Source organism: Luteibacter aegosomaticola (assembly GCF_023078475.1).
In the GTDB taxonomy this organism is placed as follows: Bacteria; Pseudomonadota; Gammaproteobacteria; order Xanthomonadales; family Rhodanobacteraceae; genus Luteibacter; species Luteibacter aegosomaticola.
In genome coordinates this window covers 2,756,767-2,779,137 of the sequence record NZ_CP095741.1, presented here as the reverse complement: position 1 = coordinate 2,779,137, position 22,371 = coordinate 2,756,767, and the positions used below count along the sequence as shown (strand labels likewise).

The window sequence follows — 22,371 nt, the reverse complement described above, 5'->3', positions numbered from 1 at the left end:
TTAAACCCCCGCGGGCTTCTGATTTCCCGCGCATGATGCATTTCCGGCTTTTCGGCCTCGGCCTACCTGCGGGCAATGCGCAGCTGACGATCAAGCGGCATCGTCTCGGATATCCACTGGGCGCACTGCCGGGGATCGGATTCCCATATGCTGCCATTCTTGCGCATGACCGTGATAGCACCGCTACCGCACAGACGGCCGCAAACGAAGCCATATCTGAAGACTGCCACGTCGCGGTGCTCGTTGAAGGCGATCGCCGAGAAGGTGAGTAAGGCCGCTGACATGCCTGCATTCACGGCCGCGTCGACCTTCTTTCCCTGATCGATCATGTGCTGCGGGTCAGTAGGGTGCCAGGTCGACCGATCGACATAGTGAATGGACGGGTCTGGCCCGAGCACCTGGCTGAGATCGTCGATGCGTTCAGCGGGGCTCTTGATGAGGGCTTCGATATCGGGATGGCCCTCGCAACCGCCATCTTCGCCCTCGGGGTGCATCGGCTCAGCAACACGTGCCACGTTGATGGGCTGGCGGTTCTTGCCCCTCCAGTGATGCAGGAATGCCTTGTAGACATCGGCGGAGTCCGTTGTAGTGGTCGCAGTCTGTGCGACAGCGGCCGCCGGCATTCCTAACGCGGCCGCCATGCTGATCGCTACCAAGGCAATGGTCCTTGCGGTCTTCATGTGGTTGTCCCCTTTGTTCGTGGTAAGCACGTGTTCGTTGTTCAGGGCATTCTGAAAAAGGCCGGTCAAGTCAAAATGCATCGAGCACCTATCAACCGTCGCACCTGAGGCGGTCTAGATCGAACAGTCTGCATTCTGCCTAGCCATGGCAACGAGCACCTAAGCTACGTGCCGCATGCGTGAACACAACCCACACGCAATCTGCTACGTTCCCCACGTCACCAGCGCACACACCATCTGCCCTGCGCTGGTGACCACCGCTCCACGCGGTGAAAGTCGCGAGCCAGAGGTGCTACCAACACCCCTGACCCGCTAACCAAAACCAACTCTATCGAGGTTGATTATGGCTACCCCAGATCATACGGCACTCGCTCGCCCGCCGAATCCCCCCGGCGACACCTCACCGGTCAACGGACCGCCTGCCTAACCTGTAGGCACGGTTGAAGAACCGCGGCGAGTCCCATCTTTGAGGTAATTCTTGATCGAATGAGGCAGGCGTGACGCCTGGTGCACCTCATGGACGGTCATCACCGCACTCACTTCATCAATCAAGCCATCCGGCACCCGGACACGGGTATCCGGTGAACCCGCGATCCTATGGTCCGTGGCATGGCAGGTGTGTGCCTGTCGTGCCACGTCAAAGCGCGGACGCATGGCAGAAGGACGAGCGACATGACGACACCCAACGAACAGCAAACCACCCACGACCTGTTGAACGACGCCACCCTGTGGCTGCAATACGCCCGCGGCGTCACCGCCACGCTAGCGGACCTGATCCACGAAGCCGACAAGGTCGACTGCAAGCACCTGGCTCTTTCCCTGGAAGCCATCGCGGCGATGACCTTGCATGGGACAAGGCAGTTGGGGGAGGCTAGGGCGCAGATGAGCTGGGAGGCAATGCGCGGCGTGGTTCAGGTGGGCTAGGCCATCGTCCGCCTAGTGGCGGACTGATCCGGCTTTCTGGTGCCTTCGTACAATGCGGCGTCGATCTCGTCCATTGCAGTACAGGGGTTCCCGCTGAACAGAAGAGCCTGCCTTGGCGTATTGAACGTCGCACGTTTCGCATGGCAGCCCTAAACCGAAGTAGTACAAGGACGACCCATGATGATCTTGCATCAACTCGCGTACTGGTTAGACCACATTTTTCCCCCGGTGGTGATGATCGATGGGCTGGTCTTCTTCAAGGACGGGTCAACGTCAGAGACGTCTCTCCGCGAACGGATCGGCCGCAATCCTTCCGTTGACGTCGCTCAGGCGTTCATGAACACGGTATTCCTGGAGCGGTTCATCACTGAGGTCTGTGGTGACGATTGGGAATCGGATGACCCTGCGGCGCAGGCGATTTTGTCCATTGTCCGTAGCGCCTGGTCAGCCAAGGTGGCATCTGAATTTCCGGGAGTCGAGTTCTGGATTGAGGATGTGATTGACGACGAGGCCGGGGACTTCGGTCTCTGCCTTCGTTCTAAGGCCGCATAGGGATAGGTTGCGTGGCATTCTTGCCCCCGGGGCTGCACGCGAAGGTAGGTTGACGCTTGCCCTCAACTCCTTATAGTCGGTCGCGGTCGGTAAGCTGGTGCAGCGCCGGAGCCGACGACGATTCCCTCGGGAGTCACGCTGCAAAAGTCAAAGTTTTTAAAAAGACTGCCGAAAGGCGGTTTTTTTGACCTTTTTAATTTCGTGAAAAGACCTTGCGTTGCCAGATCGGGATCGGAAAGACGGGATCATCTTCGCTGGAAGCGCTGGACCGTTACTCGAGCATTACTGCGCCCTCGACTATCGTCACTCCTTTGACGAGAGCAAAAACTGTGGCGCCGTAACTCGGAGAGATGCAAAAGACTCGATAGAGGCCCTCATCAACGATGGCACGCAGCTGCTCGAGTGCCTTTTCGCGCGTACCGCCGTGGTTTAGTGCAACAAGGATATCTTTTGATACGTCCGGCGCTTTCAACACCTCTTGTTCAATTCGTCTTGAGCAGGGGTCGGGCCGACGCCCGTACTTACTACCATATGAGAATCGTCCTTCCTGCGCTATGAAGCTCTGCGGCCTCGACCGTAACACGCGACTCTTCATCCAGGAGAACTGAAAGCTGGCCAAATCCTTCGAACAAGATGTACAAGGCCACGTTCTCAACTTCACGCACAGACGTAACGTCGTGGGCGATAAAGGCGCACAGTCGATCACGAAAACCTCCTTGGATTTCCTGCTCCAATGAGATCACTGGCGGCCCGTAAACGGTGAGGCGGTTGCCATCGAAGTCGAGCTGGAAATAGTCCATGACGAACGTCACAGCTGAGAGCTGTCGCCCGACGAGCGCTTCTTGAAGGATTTCGTTCGTGGAGGTCATGGTCGTCAAGTCCGGCGTGGTCATTCAGGCGAAGGGGTTTCCAATCGCACTGTTCCAGGGCGTTGGCGCTCAACACCTCGAGGTTGCCATGGAGTTGCGATAGGTAGTTCAGGTATTGCTCGTCGTCTTGCTGGTGCATGAGCATTTCTTGGGTATTTCAAGAATCGGCGGAATCGGCGGGATTCGCGTGCCCGAAGAGCGCTTCGTACCATCGGGCCTCAGGTCGCTGGAAATAGTCGATGTCCTCCGGTGCAATATGGTCACGCAGGGGCGCCAATGGATGGCCATATCGGGTAAACAGGGCGATGAGGTCGAATGCGCCGGTTCGACTGAGGAAGGGGGCGGAGAGCTCAACCCGGAGGTTGCCTGCATCAATGCCTACAACTTTCTCAACACCCTCGATGGACTCGAGCCAAGCGTAAAAGTACTTCTCGTCGTAGTACGAGAAATATCGCTTTTCCTTGAATACGATGAAGCTGTCGATAGGCATTTTTTTAAACGTCAGTTCGATTCGTAAGATCTTCGTCCGAGTTACAAAGCGGCCACATTGTGGCTGGCGTTTAGGTTATTCGACGGAAAATCATTTCATGTACTCGGTCCGAACGATGTGACCGGTATCGCGGCTCACCACATAGCGAGCACCACCGCCTTTGTATCCCTTCCCCTCACTCCGGGGGATGAACTCATACTCGAACGTCGAGTCCGATGTAGTGATGGCGAGGTCGTAGTGGCGGAAATCTCCGAAAAAGACGTCCAGATCCGACCCGGATGAATATGTCTTGAGATGGTCTTTGAACGCTGCGATGGCTGGGGCGGCACCCTCAACGCCTTCGGCCGTCGCCATGCCCCTACACGACTGCAATCTATCCGCGCAGCCTGCCAATGCCATAAGAGCGATGAACGGCAGGGCCAGTCTACTCGTGTGAATCATTGTGACGTACCTATTTTATGGATTGCGTTGCGAAGTAGCGGCATCTCTCGAATGGTCGTCGTCTTGCGTCAGTGTCGCTTGACCCCGGGCGCTAACTAAGTCGCCGGGTCGTTGCCGTAAAGTTCTTCGAACCAGTAGCTATCCGGGCTCTCAAAATACTCTGAGTCGACGGGACTGATGAATGGCCGTATCGGCGCGAGCGGACACCCGTACCGCGAGAACAGTGCGATGAGATCGTAGGCCCCGGCACGCGACAGCAAGGGCGCGTCAAACGAGACGTGCAATCCCCTGGCAGTGCCTTTGACGTCGATGACACCCTCTATGGATTCAAGCCACGCAAAGAAGTGCTTCTCGTCGGAGTAGGAGTAGTAGGGCTTGAGCTTGAAGACAATGGAACCGTTAACACTGGATGCGTCATTGGTCATTGATGTTTTCTCCACCATGCCGGCGAGGCCGCGCGGATGATGTCGGCGAGCGTAACGTCCTCTTGTCCTGGTTCAAATTCGCATTGGCATAGATGGACAGTGTGTTGCTTCGCACCTCGTGAAGCATGGACGCGCCTCCATGGCGATAGGGACGGCGCCCCCTGACGCCAGTCGGAAGTGTAGTGGTTCGGAAAACCCTCTGGCTGCGGACGAGGTCGCAAACGGGTATACGCCGAGCCGAGCGAAACCGCCTCGATTATCCTGATGCGACAGAGGGGTCGCGCAGGGACGTCTCGTACATGCCGCGCTAAATGGCTACACTCGCGGAAGACGGAAGGTCTGACGCTGGCTTTCCTACGGCGGCGGCTGCGGGACGCCGGATAGGCCCTCCGCCGCCGAGCGGTAAGGTGTCCCGATGGCTACTGGAGTCAGGAAGCCTTTCTAGCTCGAGTCCGGGCAGCCTTCTTCGCCGCAGCTTTTCGAACGGCCGGGCCCTTCGTTCTTGCCGCCTTTTTGGCAGCCGCCGACTTGCTGGCCGTGGTGCGCTTGGCTGCGCTCTTCGTAGCTTGGGAAGACAGCGCACGTTTTGACGCAGCGGCCGTGCCTTCGCGTTTGAGCGCCTTTGTGGTCGCCCGTTTTCTCGTCGCGGACTTCTTCGCCACCGTGCCCGAAGAGCGCTTCTTCGCGGCAGCGGTATCCTGAGCCGCTTTCTTCTTTGTCGCCTTGCTGGTTGTCTTCGACGGCGTGGCCTTTATGCCAGCCCGTCGGGCTTTCGACAGGCCGATGGCAATCGCTTGCTTGGCTGAGCGAGCTCCGTGCTTGCCTTCGCGAATGTGCTCTATCTCCTCATGGACAAACTCACCGGCTTGCGTCGATGCGGATTTGCCTTCGCGCTTATCTTTGGCGGCCTTGGCGAGGGTTTTCTTCTCAGGCATGGCGCGGATCTCCTGCTTTTGGAGTGAGAGCCTCGTATTGCTGAGAGAGCTAGCCACCTTGGACGTGATGCGAGCGTGTCAGGGGCGAGAATGGCGACCTCGTATTGACCCCGTTAGCCTTGGTCCGGGGCAGGGGCTGCCCTTGTCTTCCGCCACTCGCTGACAGCAGTCAGAACGTGTTCCCCGCGCAAGCGACTCACGTCTCGTTCGCTGTAGACGGACATGCTGCCCCGAACCAGCGGAGCGGACTCCCGAATCCTGTTCGCAAGCTGATCGACGTACTCGTGTCCGCCAGCCTGAAACTTCGCGTGTTCATTCGCGTCGAGGGGGATGAGCACGCTATAACCAACGGGGCCGTTATTGCATGACACATCGAGAAACAGCTGATCGTCCTCGCTGAAAAGGAACCAGGCGGACGGCTCGTGATCGATAACCTGCATATCAGTTCCTTTGAGGTGATGAGTCGTCAGTGGCACCCTAGGATACCAAGTGGGAGCGAGGCGATGGCCGTAGGGGCTCCTCGGTCTGCCGACGCATCGAAATCGATTAGCTATGAGGAGACTTCATAAAATGCCCCTTACTTCGCTAACGCCTGACGGACGCTATGCGGCGAAGCTGCTTTTCCAGTTCCGGTCCGAAGACGATAAGCCGGGTGGCTTCCGGATTGTTGAAGAGCGCATTCTGCTCATCGAAACCGAGACTGCAGAGCTCGCCTACAAGGCGGCCATGCAGCGGGGAAAGGAGGGTGAATCCGCGTTCAAGAACGACGAGGGTGCGAAGGTATTCATCGAGTTTGTCGGGGTTACGGACCTGATGAGCCTGGGATCGGAGGTCGAAGACGACGAGGTCTGGTACGACATTCGGCGGATGAAAGACCCGATGCAGCGCAAATCCACCCTGGTGCCGAAGAAGCGCGACTTGTCCGCGATCTGCCTTGAACGGCCGTACCGGACGCCTCCTGTTTCTTCGTCGCGGCGGCGTGCCGCCAAGCGGTAAGCGGACGACGTATAATCGCGCCGATAGTTAACGACGCCTCGCTTCTCGATATTTCTTCGCAGCGCATTTTTCGCGGCAATAGTGTCATACCTGCTTTATTTTTAAGGGATCTACCCATGAACGCGCCCAGCATTCCAGCTTGCCCCATGTGCGGCATGGAAAATACGTACAGCGATGGTGGCATGTATATCTGCCCCGATTGCGCCCACGAATGGCCCGAACACGCTTCCAATACCGAAGAGGGTGAGGCTCCGGTGCGCGACGTTCATGGCAACGTGCTCAACAACGGCGATACCGTCGTGGTAATCAAGGACCTGAAGGTCAAAGGCTCTTCCATCCCGCTCAAGCAAGGCACGGTCATCCGCAATATCCGCCTGGTAGAGGGCGATGCGGAGCACATCGAGGGGAACTCGGAGAAGATCAAGGGTCTCGTGCTCAAGGTGTGCTTCCTAAAGAAGGGCTGAGCCAGAGGGTTGAAAGGCGCCGCGTGGATACTCCAATCAACGGGCGCTTCACCTGTGGGATAAACGGTCCGGGCTAGTAAGGCCCGATCTCCAACCACAGGACCTTTTATGAGTGCGCGCATTTTTTCCCCATCCAGCGGCCCAGCGGCAATCACCCCGGCACAGCAGTGGACCACGGCACTCGGCCGCGTCTTGCTTAGCGTGCTTTTCCTCTTCTCCGGCATCGGCAAGCTCGCCGCCCCGGCCATGACGATCGCCTACATCAAGTCGGTCGGCCTGCCGCTGCCGGAGGTGGGGTATGCCATCGCCCTTGCCGTTGAGCTCGGATGCGGCACGCTCTTGCTCGTTGGCTTCCTGACTCGGCCGGTCGGGCTGATTCTTGCCGTTTTCTCACTGGGCACGGCACTGGCGTTCCACCACAACTTCGCCGACCAGAACCAGCTGATCCATTTCCTAAAGAACGTCTCGATTTGCGGCGGCATGCTCTATGTGGCTGCATTCGGTGCGGGCCGGATCAGCATCGACGGACGCCGGCGGTAAACGCCGCGGGTGGCGTGTCCGAATCGGTGTAAGCCTTGCCTGACAGACAGGCGCTCCCGTCGTTGAGATCATCGCCCGTGCCGTGAGGCTATGACCTGGGGGATGGGCATGGACGTAGTGGAAGCACACGAGCAGTTCGGCCTGGCCCTCTACGAGGACGGCGCCTGTCTGGATACGGTTGACCCCACCAACCTGGTCCGATGGAACCGGACCGGCAATCACCTCACCATCGTCGTGCGCCGGCAGGGCGCCGCGAGGGCGGTCCTGCAGACCGTACGGGTGCCGGTGATCCCGGGGAATGAGAAGGCCCCGATGGTCCTCGCCTCGTGGATCCCGCAGCAGCCGTTGCCGATCTAGCGGGCAACGCGCAACACCTCCATCCTCTGGTTAGAATCCCCCACAACCAAGGGGAGGAAAAGGATGGCCATGGGGCACAAGGAGTGGGTGGTCGCTGCGGCTATCGGCATCGTGGCCTTCGCCGCGGTCGATGTCGCGCACGAGGCGCTCGGGCACGGGGTTGCCGCGTTGCTTTCCTCCGGCGTGAGCATTCTTTCTATATCGACGGTCGCCTTAAGCACGGATGCGACGAACCCCTGGATTGCATTAGCCGGCCCGGCACTCAACGTCGTCTTGGGTGTCGTCACGATGATTTGGTTTCGTCGTGGTGCCGGTTTTGGGCCTGGCGCCTTCTTCGTCTGGCTGTTTGGCGTCGTGAACCTGCTGAACGGGTTTGGCTATGGCGTGTATTCCGGTGTGCTGGATTTCGGCGATCTCGCCGCCGCGACGCGTGGGCTTGAGCCGCACGTCGCCTGGCGCATCGGGATGGGCATGGTAGGAGCTCTGGGCTATTACGCTAGCCTGCGGGTCGCCGCGGCCGCGTTGGCGCAACGACTGCGGGCCTCCGGGATCAGCGCGGGCAGCCTGCCGTCTTTGCTTTGGCCGGCCTATCTCGCCGGTAGCGTCTTGTTCGTCCTCGGGGCTGCATTGAACCCCATTCCCAGCCTCGTGCTGCTATCTGGCGTGAGCGGCGGTTTTGTCTGCATGGCAGGCTTACCGGCCATTGCTGCCATGGTGCAAGACGATGGGCTGCCCATCGGGGCGACCATTGGCCGCGCTACAGCGTGGCTTGTCGGGGCTCTGGTCGTCCTCCTTGTCTTCGTGGGAGTCCTTGGGCCAGGGGTAAGGTTCGGTGGCCACGAATCAATCGGGTCGGGCACTTCGACCGCTCGGGCTCCCAAGTAACGGGAGAGGAGTGGCGATGGATGTGAATACCCAATGGATCTGTGCGTACGAGAGGCGTCTGCTTCAGACGTTCGTTTGCGTTGGGCTCGGATGCTTCTTAGTTATCGCAGGGTGGCGTCATGCACTGCTTCTGTGCGGGGGCTTGGCGGTCGTCGTTCTGTGGGTCTGGATTCGTCGGCAGTCCATCAAGGTCGTGCGTGGCGACCTGGTTCTCCAGGACTTGGCATTCTCCTTTCCTATCGGGAAGAGCAGGGTGCTTACCTTGGGTGAAGGCGCGGACGTGACATTGCACATTCGACTCCCCCGGCGTGGGGCGCCGTCAACATCGCGGCGGGTGTATGTTCGAAGAAACGGTGCTATCACAGGCCATACGATGAGTCTGCCTGAGACGGTCGCTAGCCAACTGCTTGACGCCATCGAGTTGGCAGTGGGAGTTAGGCCGAGTGTTGTGAAGTGCTAAGCGCGTGTCACAGAGGATTGACGATATGAGATGGCGATTTGTTCATCGCTCGGGCCTAGTGCTGATCACGCTCCTTGCATCCGTGCATGTTGCTTCGCATGCGCGAACCACCTCGCCACACCCGGGCATCGAACCCTGGATGGTCGGCTACTGGAAGGTATCGCGAAACGAGGATCCGATGCCGCCCGATACCTTTGGCATCGAAGCGGATGGAACATACATCATGCAGGGCATCGGCTGCCGCGTGGATGTCCGTGGGAGGGTGCATGTGTTTGATGGGGAAATGTTTACCCGGCTAATGCTTCCCGGAAAGGGGCCCATCGGGTTCATCCTCAAGCCTGATGGTCAGGGCAATTTGACGTTCACGTCCACACGCACGCAACGCAACGCCACCTATAGCAAGCTCCCAGGAAATCCCTGTCCCAATGGCCCTGTGGGTCAGCCAGGCGGCGCTACGGCCCAGGTGGGGCACTGACCGCGCCGTGCTAGTGGTGCCTTCGCGATCTGGAAGCCGCCCCGATCGGCTGGCAGGAAATGATGCCCATCTGGCGTGGCGTGCGGCGTAATGCCCGACAAGAATCAGCGCTCATCTCTGGTGGCGCTTCACGATGGAACATTCCCGTATAGGCCGGTTGTTGGCGCAACTGCTCGTTCTTGCCACGGCAGCCCTCTGTGCCTGCGCGCCCGCTAAGCGGGTCGTGTCCTCCGGGGCCGAGCCCGGATCTCTTCCGAAGTACGAAAGTCGGCTGGGACATAGCCGCCCCGTAGTCGCCATTGTTGCTAACAACCAAGGCGCCGAGCTAAGTGACCTGCTCGTGCCCTTCGGCATTCTGTCCCGAGACGAAGGGCTGGACGTCAAGGTGGTGACCACCGGCGACGACGCGTTGTCCACGTTTACGGATATGGGCCAGCCGGGGCCGCGCATTCAGGGGCAGAGCACGTTGCACGGCTTCGACGAGCAGGTGCCGGAGGGAGCCGACTATGTCGTCGTGCCCGCGCAGGCGTCCTCGCAGGCCCTGATCGACTGGTTGAAGTCGCAGGTAGGCAAAGGTGCGACCACGGTGAGCATCTGCAATGGCGGGTTGATCGTCGCGCAGACCGGGCTGTTTGCGGGACGATTTGCCACTGCGCACTGGTCGACAGAGTCAGCCAGGATCAAGTCGTATCCATCGGTACGCTGGGTGCGGGATCGGCGCTACCTCGCCGATGGGTCGTGGATTTCCACCAGCGGGGTCAGTGCGGCGGTTCCGGTGTCGATCGCCTTGATTGAGGCGATCCACGGGCGTGCCGCGTCTACTCGCATTGCCCGTGACCTCGGCGTGGATGACTGGTCGCCCGTGCACGATACAAGTGCGTTTGAGCCTCACCTCTCAGGCACGGCCTGGCCTCTCGCCAAGGTCGCCTACACGAACCGGTGGTGGCACACGCAAGACCTCATTGTCATTGCAGTTGCGGGCGGCATCGACGAGGTGAGCCTGGCGCTGACCGTCGACGCTTACTCATCGACTGGTCGCAGCCGCGCCTTCGTGACGACTGCGGATGGGCGTCCCGTGGTCACGCGTCATGGCCTCACCCTATGGCCGGACTCGCCTCCTCAACGCATAGCGGGCAGGCCGGTGGTTCCCCCTACAGAACGGACCGCCACCGCGCTCGACGGAGCGCTTGATGGCATCATGCAGCGGTATGGTCAGGCAACGGCCGATGGCGTTGCGCTGGTCTTCGAGTTTCCCTGGAAACGCTCTCGCTGACCGAGCAGGCTAACGTGGCATCCATTCCCTCCTTGCGGCGCGTTGTCCTCCTGGCGCACGAGCACATGAATGTGCTTGATCTGACTGGCCCGATGCAGGCCTTCCACACGGCCAATCGTCTCCAGTCAGGTAGCCGGGCGACGCCTTACGTCATGGTAGTCGCCTCGGAATCCGGCGGCCTGGTCACCACGAGTGCCGGCTTGCAGGTCATGAGCGAACCCCTGTCGTCGCTTGATGGGGTTGCGATCGATACCCTGGTGGCCCCGGGTGGCTGCCGGGACGACACCTACGAGGTGTCGCCGGCCGTCTCGGAGTGGGTGGCGGCGCGGGCTGCCCAATGCCGTCGAGTCTGTTCTATCTGCACAGGGGCCTTCCTTCTTGCAGCGGCCGGCCAGCTCGACGGTCGCCGCGCGGCGACCCATTGGCAATGGGCGAAGCGTCTGGCTACGGGCTATCCGGCGGTGAACGTGGATGCGGAAAGCATCTTTGTTCGGGATGGGCAGGTCTGGACGTCGGCCGGTGTGACGTCCGGCATCGACCTGACTCTCGCGCTCATTGAAGAAGACCACGGCCACCGTGTCGCCATTGAGGTGGCCAGGCAGCTTGTCGTTTTTGTGAAACGGTCAGGCGGCCAATCCCAGTACAGCTCGCCGTTAGCCGCCCAGGCCACGGGCGGCGATGTGTTCGGTGACCTACATGCCTGGATGGCCGCCAACCTCGATGCGGATCTCCGCGTCGAACAGCTCGCTGGGCGCGTATGCATGGCCCCACGTACGTTCGCTCGCGTCTACCGGCAACGCATGGGCATGACGCCCGCGAAGGCAGTGGAAGGCATGCGCCTCGACGGGGCGCGGCGAGCGTTGGAAGAGACGGGGTTGCCCCTGAAGCGCGTTGCAGTGCTCTCTGGCTTCGGAGATGAGCAAGCCCTGCGTCGTGCATTTATGCGCACGATGCATGTGCTTCCGGATGACTATCGGGAGCACTTTCGGGGTTCATTGGACGATCAAGGCCGGCCGTCGGGCGCTAAGGTCGACCTTGTGGGCTTCACGGGCTAGCGGGAGGCGTTCGAGCTGCAGCGCGCGTCACGCGCCGCTCGAGGCGCTAAGCTTCATGCCACACGTGACGGCCTCCTGGAGAGTCCATGCGCTGGTTTGCGACCCTGCCTGTCTTGTGCCTGTTGACCCTCCTGTTCGGGCTCCCTTCATGGGCTGCATCGGCGGAGCAGCCCGCGCAACACGTCGCGCTCGGGACATCGGCAGTGCCGTTAACGGGCCCATGGCGATTCCACATCGGCGACGACCAGCGCTGGGCGGCGCCGGCCTTTGATGATGCTTCGTGGGAAAGCGTGGACCTGACGGCGGCTCCCGACGCTCACGATGGCGATGTCGGGCTGCCGGGCTACGTGGTCGGTTGGGGTCAGCGGGGGCATCGCGACTACACAGGCTTTGCGTGGTACCGGCTGTCTGTGACGGTCGACGGTGGTCAACCTGTTGCGCTGGCCGCACCCACGCTCGTGGATTCGACGTACGAGCTTTACGTTGATGGCGTGCGGTTGGGGACTTCGGGCGACTTTAGCGGTCCTATTCCGAAGGTGTATGGCGTACGTCCCACCGTGTTCATGCTGCCCGCGGGCGCTCCTGGCGAGCCTCGCATGTACCACCTCGCATTCCGCGTCTGGATGGATCCGCTTGATGCGGGCCCGGAGAATGGTGGCATCCATGTCGCACCAACCCTTGGCACGGTCGATGCGATCGCGCAGCTCCATCAGGTGCAGTGGCTGAAGACGTTCGTGGGCTATGTCGCGGACGCCGTCGAACCGTTGGCTTTCACCATTCTCGCGATCATGGTCATGGCGCTACGGGTGCCGGGTGGTGGCGAGCGCGGCCGCTGGCTCGCTGTGGCGCTTCTGTTGTTGGCGGCTCTGCGGATCAACCAGGTGCTGTTCTACTGGACGCCGTGGCTTAGCCTGCACGCCTATGATTTCCTGGTGACCGTATTGCTCAGGCCACTCGTGCTTGCCGCATGGGTGCTGGCATGGCGCGACTGGTTCGATGTCGCGCGCCAGCGTTGGGTTTTGCCTGCGGTCGTGGCGTGTACGGTGGCGTACGTGATATTGGCGTGGCTGGGACGTCCGTGGGCGAGCGTGGCGCCTGGCGTCGCGTCGGTTGCCGATAGTGCGATTACCGTGATTCGCCTGGCGTTCGCATTGTTCTACATCTGGGTCGTCGCGCTTGGCGTAGGGCGCACACGGACCTGGGTCGGTTACGTCGCCGCCCTTGCTGCCGTGTTGATCGGTGTAGGCATCTTCGCCACCGAAGTGAACGCGCTCGGTATTCCTGGTATCTGGTTTCCGTTTGGCGTCGGTGTGGCCCGAGGCCAATACGCTTATGCCGGTGCCATCGTGGTTATTTTCGGTCTACTGATGGTCCGGTCTCAGCAATCGAGCATCAAGGGTCCATCACTTCAGGTGCGTTAAAAAACTCGATGGACTTAGCGGTGGCGTCGATCGTGTCGCCGCTTTGCATCTCGATGATAATCCGGCAGGACTTGTCATTCGGTTCGGTTCTGACGCTGAGGATGTGAAGGCTTGGCCCCCATTCGTCCAAGGCCGTCAATGAAATCCGCTGAAGGCCGGACAAGGTCAAGTCACTGAATGTAGGCGGCCATCCGTGCCGGACTCGGATGCAAGCGCCTTTCTGCGCCCAGTCGACGTGAACGGAAATGAGCGTCGCATCGTGTAGGTTCGGAATGTCATTCATCGGATGTGTCTGTCGAAGAATATCGTTCCAATCCTCCGTGACTTCACGGGCGAGACTATCTGGCGGGGTGGCTTCAAGGCGCGCGACCACCTCCGTGAGGCTTTCAATGCCTCGCTTCTGGAACTGCCGTCCGAGGAATAGAAAGACGGCCTTGTAGGCAGCCTCGCTCGATAGACGGCGTTCCCCGGGCCGGGCGACGCCCTGAGCTAACGACATGATGACCTGATGCCAATCTTCCCAAACCCCTGGGTCCGATGGAAAGCCGTCGATGGGCTGCATACCGCCCAGTAGCCCCGGCAGGGAAGGCCAGCCCAGGTCGCGCATCTTGACGGTGAAACTTATCAATGCCTCGAACGCCTCGCGTTCAGCGATGGTCAGCGCAGCCTCGCCGCGGCTTTTCGACGTCACAGTCTCGCCCTCCGTCTCGTCTTCGTCCTACCCTCGTCGGTCGCGTTGGCGGTCTGAATGGACAGCGCCAGGGCGAACGAAAGGGTAGCAAGTTTGACGTTCATCGTGGCTCCGCGCCCCTGGACCGTTGGCGGAAGTAAAGCACGACGATGAGTGACACACAGGCAGCGGTTACGAACGACAGTCCGAGAAGCCGTTCACCGAGCGAAAGGCCCGGGTGAACTTCGTCCCCAAAGGGAGGGAAAAAGTCAAAAATGGCGAATATATTCCCCAGGACTAGGAGCATTACGGTCGCCTTGGCGGCCCAATTGAACCCTCTAAGATGCCCCCACACGAGCGCTCCTAGTGCTATCCCTATCAAGGGGGGGGGGGCGGCGGTATAGCTCATGCCCGCGATGGCGATGGGTACAAGGACAAGCAGAAGTCCGCCGGAAAGCGTGGCGAAGAAAATGTCGATGATCCGATCGAGCTTGGTCAAGGCAAGCTCCTGATGCCTTCCGTAGTTCCGCTAACGTGCTGTGGCCTGTACTTGAGGCAAACTATGTCCATGAATGCCCTCGCTGCCATCCTTGCCGTTGTTGTTCTCGGGTCGGTATTCGCACTCGCTAGAGGGCCCCGCAAAAGCCTGGTCGCGGGAAGAGAGGATATTGATCTTCCACGCTTGCATGCGACGACCCAGGCCGATGTTCCCCTGGCGCTATTTGAACATGTTTTTAGGGTCGTTGCCGGAGAGCTCCATATTCGACCCGGTCAGCTGCGGCCGAGCGATACTCTTGCCTCGATCTTCAAAGTAGACAGCTGGGAGTTGGGCGAAGCTCAGGACGCACTAGAGGTGCTGATTAGGAGGCGGACACCCAATACGCCGCCTCCGTTGGTAACTGTCCAGGATCTGTTGAACTGGCTGGCAAGCGAAGAACGCATCGGGGCATGCGACCACAGCGCGCATTGAACTAAGACATCTACAAATAAACAAGGATGGATCTCGTACTATGAAAGTCTTTGGCCGATCGGCAGGTGTACCTGACACGTTGTTGTTCATGGACGAGGTCACCTTCGTCGCGGGTCCGGAACAGCTTCGCTCGCTCGCGCATTTCTTTCTCTCGCAGGCCGATAAACAAGAGTCCGGCACCGGACGAGACCACGATCACTACTCGGACAGCCCTGGGGCTATCGATGGGGATCACGAGGTCATCGTTGCCGATCCCAAGATTCTCCCTGGCTGAGAACTGCCAGAGCCGACTGGGTTCATAGCAAGATTCGGAGTGTTCGCAGCCTGATGCCGTGCGAATGTTGCCTTTCCAAAAGGTGAGGGGTGACAACGTGAGCGGCTCGCGCAACACCGATCGACTGGAGTCCTTTGCTTGGCCCGAGGTGGCAGCGTCCCTGGATGCGCAGGGTTGGGCGCTCCTGCCTGGTCTACTGAATGCTACCGAATGCGACAACATGGCAGCGCTCTACGCGAGCGGCAAGGGCTTCAGGAGCCATGTCGTCATGGCGCGCCACGGCTTCGGCAAGGGCGAATACCGCTACTTCAGCTACCCGCTGCCATCGTTGGTTCAGTCGCTGCGAACGTCGATTTATCCCAGGCTCGTGCCCATCGCGAACGCCTGGCACGAACGCCTGGGTCGCACGGTCAGGTTCCCATCCGACCACGACGCTTTCCTTAAGCGATGCCATGAAGCAGGCCAGGAGCGACCCACGCCGTTGCTCCTGCAGTATTCCCAAGGCGACTACAACTGCCTGCATCAGGACCTCTACGGCGAGCACGTCTTCCCTCTGCAGGTCGCGGTGCTGCTCTCCGAGCCTGGCGAGGACTTCGATGGCGGCGAGTTCGTGATGACCGAGCAGCGTCCGCGCATGCAGACCCGGCCGATCGTTGTACCGCTAAGGAAGGGGGATGCTGTCATTTTCGCCGTCGACGTGCGCCCGATGCGTGGCACCCGAGGCGACTACCAGGTGAAGATGAGGCACGGCGTGAGCCGCCTTCACCGAGGCCGCCGGCACACGCTAGGCATCATTTTCCACGACGCACCCTGATCGAGAGGGAGTTACAACCGCCGGCGCCGCCACTCAGAAGGCGTGCATCCCGAGAAACGCTTAAACGTTCGCGCAAAGTGCGAACCATCAGCGAACCCGCATGCGTCTGCGACCTCATCAAGGGTCTGCTTGCTTGTTTCCAGGAGCTCCTGCGCGCGGCGCACTCGCATATCCAGCTGCCATTGATACGGCGCGAGCCCGGTAGAAAGCTTGAATGCCCGGCTGAAATGGGCTGGCGAGAGACCCGCAAGCGACGCCAGCTCCGCAAGATCCACCCGTTCCGGGAGTCGGTCATGGAGGTGCGAAGTGATCCGCCGCACCTGCCACTGGGCTAGCGCGCCCTTGGGTGTTGCGACGGGGCGATGCGGGCTCATCAGGCTAGCGACCAGGCTTGCGATGAGGCCATCACCATAGAGCTGTACGGAAGGATCATCGCTACCCACTGCATCGCTCAGCAGCTGCAGGATGGAAGCAATGCGCTCATCAGCCATGCGTATCCGTGGCTCCAGGAATGCGCTTCGTTTAAAAATCCCTTCGAATCGCTGTTCGAGTGCGTCGAGATCGAAAGCGATGGTGGCGTCTTTCATGTAATGGATATCGTCGGAGTGCCCCCACAAATCCATCCCGGCCGGAACAAGCGTCATATGCCGGGGCTGGTATTCGACAGTGCAGGGTTTGTCAGCGCTGAGGCGTGGCTCCGCGCGCCCGGTTCCGACTTCCTCCAGCAGGGCAGAAAGCCGCGTTTCGTTCTCGTAGCACAGGTGATACGAAACGCGGCCGACACTGCGTTGTTCATGGACATCAAAGCGTGCCCCGTGCCAGTGATGCTGTCGCATCTCCAGCGATACGACGTTCTCGGGTAGCGGCGCAAAGCGTTCTACCCGGTTGTTTGCAGCGGATTCCACGAAGGGGGCTCCAGGCGTCAATGCGGCTTGGAGGGCAATAAGGCCCGTGTGTCACAGGTTATTGCATTGGCAAGGATACGCATCCCCTTCGAGGGGTATTGACGGATCGCAGTCAGCCGCCGAGTGGACCGAACTGGCCCCAGACGTGGATGGGCGTATCCCAGCTGACCTGCACGCTGTCTACAAGCGGCCGGCTCGCTTCCATGTAAACCTTTCGATAGGCGCGCGTGCCCTGGGTCTGGGCGAATGTCTCCCTGGTGCCACGCCACAGTTCGTAGAGCGTCAGCTCGAGAGGGCGTTCCGGCGTCTGGTGGAGGATCGCCGTGATGAAGTCGTCTTCCTTCGCGCACTCATCGAGGATGGTTCGCAGGTGGCCGAGCAGTTCATTGACCTTGCCTTCCTTGACGACGTAGTGGAGATAGAGCGCGGAGCTTGGGGTAGGGATCATGGCCGTTTCCATCCTCAGTGCGCGATGCGGTTAAGAAAGACGGTGGTCGTGGCGATCCTGCCGTCAACGAGGGTCAGGATGTCCTCGCCGGTGATTTTCTTCGGCTGTGCGGCGGGACCGAACGTCCAGGGCACCCGCACGCTGCCGTTCTGCACGACGACGGCGCCGGTCTGGCGGAAGGTAAATCCCTTGTTCGCGGCCTGGAGCTTGCCGACGAGCGCGTTGAGTTCCGCCTTGCCGTTGATCAGGCCTTCCGGGTCGTTGAAGACGGTGTCGTTCGTGTAGTACGTATCGATCGCGCTAGCGCGACTCTCCGCACTCGGATCGTTGAGCATCGCGACGTAGTGCTTGACGAGGTTGTCGACGACGGCGCGGTCGAGCGGTGCGGTGGTTGCCTTCACCGGTGCTTTCCACAGGTACACGCCCGCGGCGGCTTCACCAGCCTGGCCGTTGGGGTAGCTCACGAGCTCCATCTTGGCGCCCCACGGCGTGAGGAAGTACACCCAGGCGTTACCGGCGGCCGGTCCCTGGGTCATCTTGATGGGGTCGGTGAGCACCGTGACGCCTTTGGCGCGGAGCGAAGCCACCGCGGCGTCGATGTTGTCGGTATAAAGCGCGATATGCGATGCGCCGATGTCGTCGTAGAACGGCTGTTCCTTGACGGCGCTGGGCGACTCGTACTGGAAGAGCTCAATGTTCGCACCGTCGCCGGCGCGGAGCATGCGGATGCTTTTGACCTTGGCATCGGCGTGCATGTGGAAGGTCTTCTTGAAGGCTGCGTCGACCGGGATGTCGCGCATCTCGGTGACCGGCACAAACCCGAACATGTCGTGGAAAAATGCGCTCGCGGCGTCGACGTCGGGGACGTTGATACCGACATGGTCCACGCCACGGACCTGGACGGCCGGCGCGACCGGCGCGTCCCCAGCCGCTGCGAAAGCTGCCATCGGGGCGAACGAGAGGAGTGCGGTCGCGATAGCGACCGACAGCAGGGAGGATTTCATGGTGGGACTCTGATCGGAAGGGGTTTGGCAAAATTGTTGCCGAATACCTAAGGCCCTCAAATGAACGTTCCTGCTGTTTCGTTCTCTTCCTGCGGTTACCGCATCACACCTTGGTTTAGTCCGCCGGAGTATTTCGCACGAATCGTTCCAAGCCGCCACGCGAGTCGCAGACCCGACCTATACATCCACGCGCGCAAGGCCCGGGATCGACTCCAGCCGGGGTGTGCCAGCCGCTGGTAAGGCTGCGGAGGCGCGCCCAGCGATCGATCTTGAGGGCAAGGGATGTAATATCCCGAGAAAGCAGGTCGCGGCGCGGACCGAAGGAACACCACCCAGGTCATTCGAGCAGGGGAGCATCCGTATTGACTACCACGTTGACTGTACTGGCCGACTCCTTCTTTGCGCAGGTCAATACCCAACTGGCTCCCCTGGGATTCAAGGGGACGAAAGGGGATCAAGCCTTTCGTATTCGCATGAAGTCGGGTACTGGCGTGGCGCACTATGCGCTTGTCCGCCATCCCGGCGTTGATTTTGAAGTGATGCTCGATTTCGGGCTACGTATCGACGCGGTTGAGGAGTTGACGAACGATGTGCTTCCCTCGCTTAGTGGTACAGAGCGAAGGAAGATCGTCACGCTGGGTGTCGGATACGGAAATCTGGTGCAAGGTAAGTCGATTTCGTGGCCGATTGGATGTGCCGAGGATGTTGATCTTGCCGTCGAGGAGTTCACGATGGCCGTAGTCGCCACGGGGCTGCCGTTCTTCGAAAGGTACGCTGACATCCGTGAAGCGATGGTTGCGCTGGGTGGCAATGAGCCCATTCACTGGCTCTTGTCGCCGCTGCATGATAAGCGGGCGAGTCGGTCGACCATCATGGCGTATCTTCTGCGCGACAAGGGGGCGTTCGATATGCTCGCGAAGGAGCACGAAGATAATCTCGTGGCCCGGAAACATATCGGTCTTGAGCGATTCCGGGAGCTCGTGGCGAGCTTACGCGAACGCTGGTAACGTCTGATCGGTCCAGGCCTGATGCCGTTCGCGGCGTCTTGGTCCACGCGTCTAGCCTGGACGTGCGTCCCGCCATACCCCTGATTTCGGGTCTTCACCCCCGTCCGCGATATCCCTAGTGTCCCTGCTGCTCGGCCCAAAAGCCGGCCGATTCAGCTAGTCACAGGGGAACACGCATGGTTTTGTCGCCTTCACGGCGCCCACGGGCGCGCATGCCACTATGGATGCGTGCCGCTTCGCTATGGCTATGGGTGGTCTGCCTGGTATGCCTGCCAGGGCTGGCCGAGGCCGCTGCGGCCGATACGCAGACCATTACCTTCAACAATCCGGGCGGACAGAACTTCGGCACCTCGCCGCAAATGCAGGCGACCAGCTCTTCTGGCTTGTCGGTGTTGTTTACCTCCAGCACGACGAATGTTTGCACGGTGACGTCGGGTGGGGTGTTGACGACGGTGTCGCCAGGTACCTGCACGATCCACGCTGACCAGCCCGGCGACGGTACGTATTTGCCGGCGCCGGAGGTCACGCAATCGTTCCAGATCCTCATTCCCGGTACCGCAGTCGAGTTCGCTACGCCTTCGCCCTTACCGAGTGCCGTGGGCGGCGCGGCGTATTCCATCAACATCATCGCCACAGGTGGTGCCGCGCCGTATACGTTCCAGATGACCGGCGGCACCCTGCCTGTGGGCATGACGCTGAATCCAGCGGGTGTCATTTCAGGGACCCCGATCCAAGCCGGCACCTTCAATTTCAGCGTGCGCGCAACTGACTCCTCGACACAGACGGCAGACAAGGCTTATCAGATCGTCGTCAACGCACCGGGCATCGCGCTGACACCAGTCACCCTGCCGCAGGGCAAGGTCGGTGATGTCTATAGCTCGACCACGTTGACCGCTTCCGGGGGTACGGCGCCCTATACCTTCTCAGTGACCAGTGGCGCGTTACCGTCGGGTCTGACCCTGAGGCCCACGGGCGTGTTGTCGGGCTCCCCGACGGCGTCGGGTTCGTTCAATGTCACGGTGACGGGTACCGATCGACTGGGCTTCACGGGGTCGCAGCCCTACACGGTCACCATTGGCCAGCAGGGCCCAATTGCGGTCAACGGATCGAGCACCACCCCAGCCAATACGGCGGTAACGATTCCGGTGACCAGTGCAGGCGGCCCGGTGACCAGCGTCGCCGTGATACAGCAGCCAGCGCACGGCACGGTGGTGGTGAGTGGGTTGAACCTGATCTATACGCCGGCCAGTTACTACTTCGGCAGCGATACGCTGAAGTACACCGTGACGGGGCCGGGCGGCACGTCGGACCCGGCGACGGTGACAATCACGGTCGCTGCCGGTGCCGTGCCGGTAGCGTCGCCGCAGGTTGTGACCGTGCTGGCCGGTAAGGCGGTGACCCTCCACGCCCTGACCGGTGCCACCAATGGGCCGTTCGTCAGCGCGGCCGTGGTGGCGCAGCCTACGTCGGGCACGGTGGTGGTGCAGGGCACGGACCTGATCTATACCGCCCCGGCCGATGCTTCGGGCACGCTCGGTTTCGACTACACCGTCAGCAATGCCTATGGTGCGTCCGCACCGGCGCATGTCACCTTGACCGTCAATCCGGTGCCGGTGGCACCTTCGCTTACCGGCTCAGCGATCGCCGGCACGTCGATGCAGGTGAACCTGACGGCCACCGCGCATGGCGGTCCGTTCACGGCCGCGAGGATCGTTGCCGTATCGCCGAGCAATGCAGGTACCGCGACCGTGCAGGCGACCGCCAATGGCTATGTGATGGCATTCGCCGCTGCGCCCGCTTTCAGTGGCGCTGCGCAGGTGAGCTATACACTTAGCAATGCGTTCGCGGAATCAGCGCCGGGCACGGTGTCGATTAGTGTGACGCCGCGTAGCGATCCGTCGAAGAATGCCGAAGTACTCGGGGTGCTCGGCGCGCAGGCTGATGCGACGCGCCGCATGGCGACCGGCCAGATCAACAACTTCCAGCGCCGCCTGGAAAGCCTGCACGGTGGCAATGGCGTGAGTGGGTTTACCAACGGCATCACGATGGCCTCGGCCAGCAGTCAGGCTCGCCCCGATACGTGGGATGGCCTGCAGCGCTACAACGATGGGAACGGCCATTACGGTCCGTATTCGCCCGACGATGAACCCGCTCCGGCTGTGCCGCACAGTGGAACAGTCGCCGCGCAGGGCGATCTCGCCTTCTGGACTGGCGGCGCGGTGAACTTCGGCAAGATGCAGGCGGGTGCCAGCGACAACGGCATCGACTTCACCACCTCCGGCCTGAGTTTCGGCGTGGACAAGCAGGTCACTCACCGGCTGACCGTCGGTGCGGGCGTCGGATACGGCCACGATCAGTCCGATATCGGTCAGAACGGGAGCCGTAGTTCGGTCAACAGTTACAACGTCGCCGTCTACGGAAGCTACCAGCCGAGCGAGAAGACGTACGTTGACGCGATCGTCGGTTACCAGTGGTTGCAGTTCGACGCACGCCGTTTCGTCACCGATAACAACGGCAGGGTTCATGGCAGTCGCGATGGCCGCCAGTTCTTTGGCTCCTTGTCCGCGGGTTACCAGCACCAAGCCGATAACATGTCGCTGACGCCATACGGCCGCGTGGATCTGGCACGCGCTTCGCTGGATGGTTATACGGAAACCGGCGATGCGATCTACGCGCTGGACTACCAGCGTCAGACGGTGACGACGACCACGGCGACGGCAGGCTTGCTTGCGCAGTGGCTCGCCAAGCGTGATTACGGCACGTGGTCACCGCAGTTGCGCTTCGAGTTCGGGCACGACTTCCAGGGTTCGAGCACGGCGACGATGCGATACGCTGATCTGCTGAATGGCCCGCTGTACCAGGCCACGCTTTACAGCCAGTCGCGTAATCACTCGATGTTGGGCGCCGGCGTGTCCTTGCAGACGAACAGCGGTTGGTTGCTGCGCGCCGAGTACCAGAACTATCTGGACAACACGAGCCGCGACAACCAGTCGATCCTGCTGGGGGTAGAGAAGAAGTTCGGTCCGTAACGAAGCGA

27 protein-coding genes are annotated in these 22,371 nt (G+C 60.7%); 15 read left to right on the top strand and 12 right to left on the bottom strand.

Going from position 1 to position 22,371, the window contains the following annotated elements; translation table 11 throughout:
• Window positions 1-62: 62 nt before the first annotated feature.
• Window positions 63-761, bottom strand: a complete 699-nt coding sequence (locus L2Y96_RS12190) for a hypothetical protein (RefSeq protein WP_247325948.1) — start codon at window positions 759-761, stop codon at window positions 63-65.
• 591 nt (window positions 762-1,352) lie between these two features.
• Here L2Y96_RS12190 and L2Y96_RS12185 point away from each other — a divergent pair.
• Both L2Y96_RS12185 and L2Y96_RS12180 read left to right on the top strand, forming a co-directional pair.
• Complete coding sequence (locus tag L2Y96_RS12185) at window positions 1,353-1,604, top strand: hypothetical protein (RefSeq protein ID WP_247325946.1); 252 nt, start codon at window positions 1,353-1,355, stop codon at window positions 1,602-1,604.
• Window positions 1,605-1,781: 177 nt separating this feature from the next.
• Complete coding sequence (locus L2Y96_RS12180; protein ID WP_247325943.1) at window positions 1,782-2,156, top strand: hypothetical protein; 375 nt, start codon at window positions 1,782-1,784, stop codon at window positions 2,154-2,156.
• Between the two features lie 524 nt (window positions 2,157-2,680).
• Here the strand turns inward: L2Y96_RS12180 and L2Y96_RS12175 are convergent.
• The 6 genes from L2Y96_RS12175 to L2Y96_RS12150 form a co-directional block, all read right to left on the bottom strand.
• A complete protein-coding gene (locus L2Y96_RS12175) occupies window positions 2,681-3,025 on the bottom strand; it encodes a hypothetical protein (protein ID WP_247325940.1) in 345 nt (114 codons plus the stop codon).
• Window positions 3,026-3,182: 157 nt separating this feature from the next.
• Window positions 3,183-3,515, bottom strand: a complete 333-nt coding sequence (locus tag L2Y96_RS12170; RefSeq protein ID WP_247325938.1) for a hypothetical protein — start codon at window positions 3,513-3,515, stop codon at window positions 3,183-3,185.
• A gap of 90 nt (window positions 3,516-3,605) precedes the next feature.
• Window positions 3,606-3,869, bottom strand: a complete 264-nt coding sequence (locus L2Y96_RS12165) for a hypothetical protein (RefSeq protein WP_247325937.1) — start codon at window positions 3,867-3,869, stop codon at window positions 3,606-3,608.
• Between the two features lie 182 nt (window positions 3,870-4,051).
• Window positions 4,052-4,381, bottom strand: coding sequence for a hypothetical protein (locus L2Y96_RS12160; RefSeq protein WP_247325935.1), 330 nt, complete (start codon window positions 4,379-4,381; stop codon window positions 4,052-4,054).
• A 428-nt stretch (window positions 4,382-4,809) separates the two neighbouring features.
• Entirely contained in the window at window positions 4,810-5,316 is a 507-nt protein-coding gene (locus L2Y96_RS12155; protein ID WP_247325934.1) for a DUF6496 domain-containing protein, read from the bottom strand.
• Between the two features lie 113 nt (window positions 5,317-5,429).
• Complete coding sequence (locus L2Y96_RS12150) at window positions 5,430-5,756, bottom strand: hypothetical protein (protein WP_247325932.1); 327 nt, start codon at window positions 5,754-5,756, stop codon at window positions 5,430-5,432.
• 130 nt (window positions 5,757-5,886) lie between these two features.
• Between L2Y96_RS12150 and L2Y96_RS12145 the strand changes: the two genes are divergently transcribed.
• From L2Y96_RS12145 to L2Y96_RS12110, 8 genes are all read left to right on the top strand, one after another.
• Window positions 5,887-6,312 (top strand): DUF4288 domain-containing protein, encoded by a 426-nt coding sequence (locus L2Y96_RS12145; protein WP_247325931.1) that lies wholly within the window; start codon window positions 5,887-5,889, stop codon window positions 6,310-6,312.
• 116 nt (window positions 6,313-6,428) lie between these two features.
• Window positions 6,429-6,776: a zinc ribbon domain-containing protein YjdM gene (locus L2Y96_RS12140; protein ID WP_247325929.1), complete on the top strand. Its 348-nt coding sequence runs from the start codon at window positions 6,429-6,431 to the stop codon at window positions 6,774-6,776.
• 108 nt (window positions 6,777-6,884) lie between these two features.
• Window positions 6,885-7,316 carry a DoxX family protein gene (locus tag L2Y96_RS12135; protein ID WP_247325927.1) on the top strand — a complete coding sequence of 144 codons (432 nt, stop codon included), beginning with the start codon at window positions 6,885-6,887 and terminating at the stop codon, window positions 7,314-7,316.
• Window positions 7,317-7,424: 108 nt separating this feature from the next.
• Window positions 7,425-7,673, top strand: coding sequence for a hypothetical protein (locus L2Y96_RS12130; protein ID WP_247325925.1), 249 nt, complete (start codon window positions 7,425-7,427; stop codon window positions 7,671-7,673).
• A 69-nt stretch (window positions 7,674-7,742) separates the two neighbouring features.
• A complete protein-coding gene (locus L2Y96_RS12125) occupies window positions 7,743-8,558 on the top strand; it encodes a zinc metalloprotease (RefSeq protein WP_247325922.1) in 816 nt (271 codons plus the stop codon).
• Between the two features lie 1,068 nt (window positions 8,559-9,626).
• Window positions 9,627-10,766 carry a DJ-1/PfpI family protein gene (locus tag L2Y96_RS12120; protein WP_247325920.1) on the top strand — a complete coding sequence of 380 codons (1,140 nt, stop codon included), beginning with the start codon at window positions 9,627-9,629 and terminating at the stop codon, window positions 10,764-10,766.
• Between the two features lie 65 nt (window positions 10,767-10,831).
• Entirely contained in the window at window positions 10,832-11,821 is a 990-nt protein-coding gene (locus L2Y96_RS12115) for a GlxA family transcriptional regulator (protein WP_247325918.1), read from the top strand.
• An 86-nt stretch (window positions 11,822-11,907) separates the two neighbouring features.
• Entirely contained in the window at window positions 11,908-13,242 is a 1,335-nt protein-coding gene (locus L2Y96_RS12110; protein WP_247325917.1) for a glycoside hydrolase family 2, read from the top strand.
• Here the strand turns inward: L2Y96_RS12110 and L2Y96_RS12105 are convergent.
• Both L2Y96_RS12105 and L2Y96_RS12100 read right to left on the bottom strand, forming a co-directional pair.
• Complete coding sequence (locus L2Y96_RS12105; RefSeq protein ID WP_247325915.1) at window positions 13,214-13,933, bottom strand: hypothetical protein; 720 nt, start codon at window positions 13,931-13,933, stop codon at window positions 13,214-13,216. The two genes, L2Y96_RS12110 and L2Y96_RS12105, sit on opposite strands and share 29 nt — an antisense overlap.
• 100 nt (window positions 13,934-14,033) lie before the next feature.
• On the bottom strand, window positions 14,034-14,411 hold the full coding sequence (locus tag L2Y96_RS12100; RefSeq protein ID WP_247325913.1) for a hypothetical protein: 378 nt from the start codon (window positions 14,409-14,411) through the stop codon (window positions 14,034-14,036).
• 69 nt (window positions 14,412-14,480) lie between these two features.
• Between L2Y96_RS12100 and L2Y96_RS12095 the strand changes: the two genes are divergently transcribed.
• The 3 genes from L2Y96_RS12095 to L2Y96_RS12085 all read left to right on the top strand — a co-directional run bounded on the left by L2Y96_RS12095 (window position 14,481) and on the right by L2Y96_RS12085 (window position 15,970).
• Complete coding sequence (locus tag L2Y96_RS12095) at window positions 14,481-14,882, top strand: hypothetical protein (protein ID WP_247325911.1); 402 nt, start codon at window positions 14,481-14,483, stop codon at window positions 14,880-14,882.
• A 40-nt stretch (window positions 14,883-14,922) separates the two neighbouring features.
• Window positions 14,923-15,156 (top strand): Imm32 family immunity protein, encoded by a 234-nt coding sequence (locus L2Y96_RS12090; RefSeq protein ID WP_247325909.1) that lies wholly within the window; start codon window positions 14,923-14,925, stop codon window positions 15,154-15,156.
• A 220-nt stretch (window positions 15,157-15,376) separates the two neighbouring features.
• On the top strand, window positions 15,377-15,970 hold the full coding sequence (locus tag L2Y96_RS12085; protein WP_247325907.1) for a 2OG-Fe(II) oxygenase: 594 nt from the start codon (window positions 15,377-15,379) through the stop codon (window positions 15,968-15,970).
• A gap of 11 nt (window positions 15,971-15,981) precedes the next feature.
• On the opposite strand, the gene L2Y96_RS12080 is transcribed toward L2Y96_RS12085, so the two are convergent.
• The 3 genes from L2Y96_RS12080 to L2Y96_RS12070 form a co-directional block, all read right to left on the bottom strand.
• Window positions 15,982-16,875, bottom strand: a complete 894-nt coding sequence (locus L2Y96_RS12080; protein WP_247325905.1) for a helix-turn-helix domain-containing protein — start codon at window positions 16,873-16,875, stop codon at window positions 15,982-15,984.
• A 112-nt stretch (window positions 16,876-16,987) separates the two neighbouring features.
• The gene (locus L2Y96_RS12075) at window positions 16,988-17,323 is read right to left on the bottom strand and encodes a putative quinol monooxygenase (protein ID WP_247325902.1); all 336 of its coding nucleotides are present in this window, start codon (window positions 17,321-17,323) and stop codon (window positions 16,988-16,990) included.
• Window positions 17,324-17,337: 14 nt separating this feature from the next.
• Window positions 17,338-18,327: a VOC family protein gene (locus L2Y96_RS12070; RefSeq protein ID WP_247325899.1), complete on the bottom strand. Its 990-nt coding sequence runs from the start codon at window positions 18,325-18,327 to the stop codon at window positions 17,338-17,340.
• Window positions 18,328-18,689: 362 nt separating this feature from the next.
• Here L2Y96_RS12070 and L2Y96_RS12065 point away from each other — a divergent pair, with 362 nt between their 5' ends.
• Both L2Y96_RS12065 and L2Y96_RS12060 read left to right on the top strand, forming a co-directional pair.
• The gene (locus L2Y96_RS12065) at window positions 18,690-19,334 is read left to right on the top strand and encodes a hypothetical protein (protein ID WP_247325896.1); all 645 of its coding nucleotides are present in this window, start codon (window positions 18,690-18,692) and stop codon (window positions 19,332-19,334) included.
• 212 nt (window positions 19,335-19,546) lie between these two features.
• Window positions 19,547-22,363 carry an autotransporter domain-containing protein gene (locus tag L2Y96_RS12060; RefSeq protein ID WP_247325894.1) on the top strand — a complete coding sequence of 939 codons (2,817 nt, stop codon included), beginning with the start codon at window positions 19,547-19,549 and terminating at the stop codon, window positions 22,361-22,363.
• Window positions 22,364-22,371: the final 8 nt, after the last annotated feature.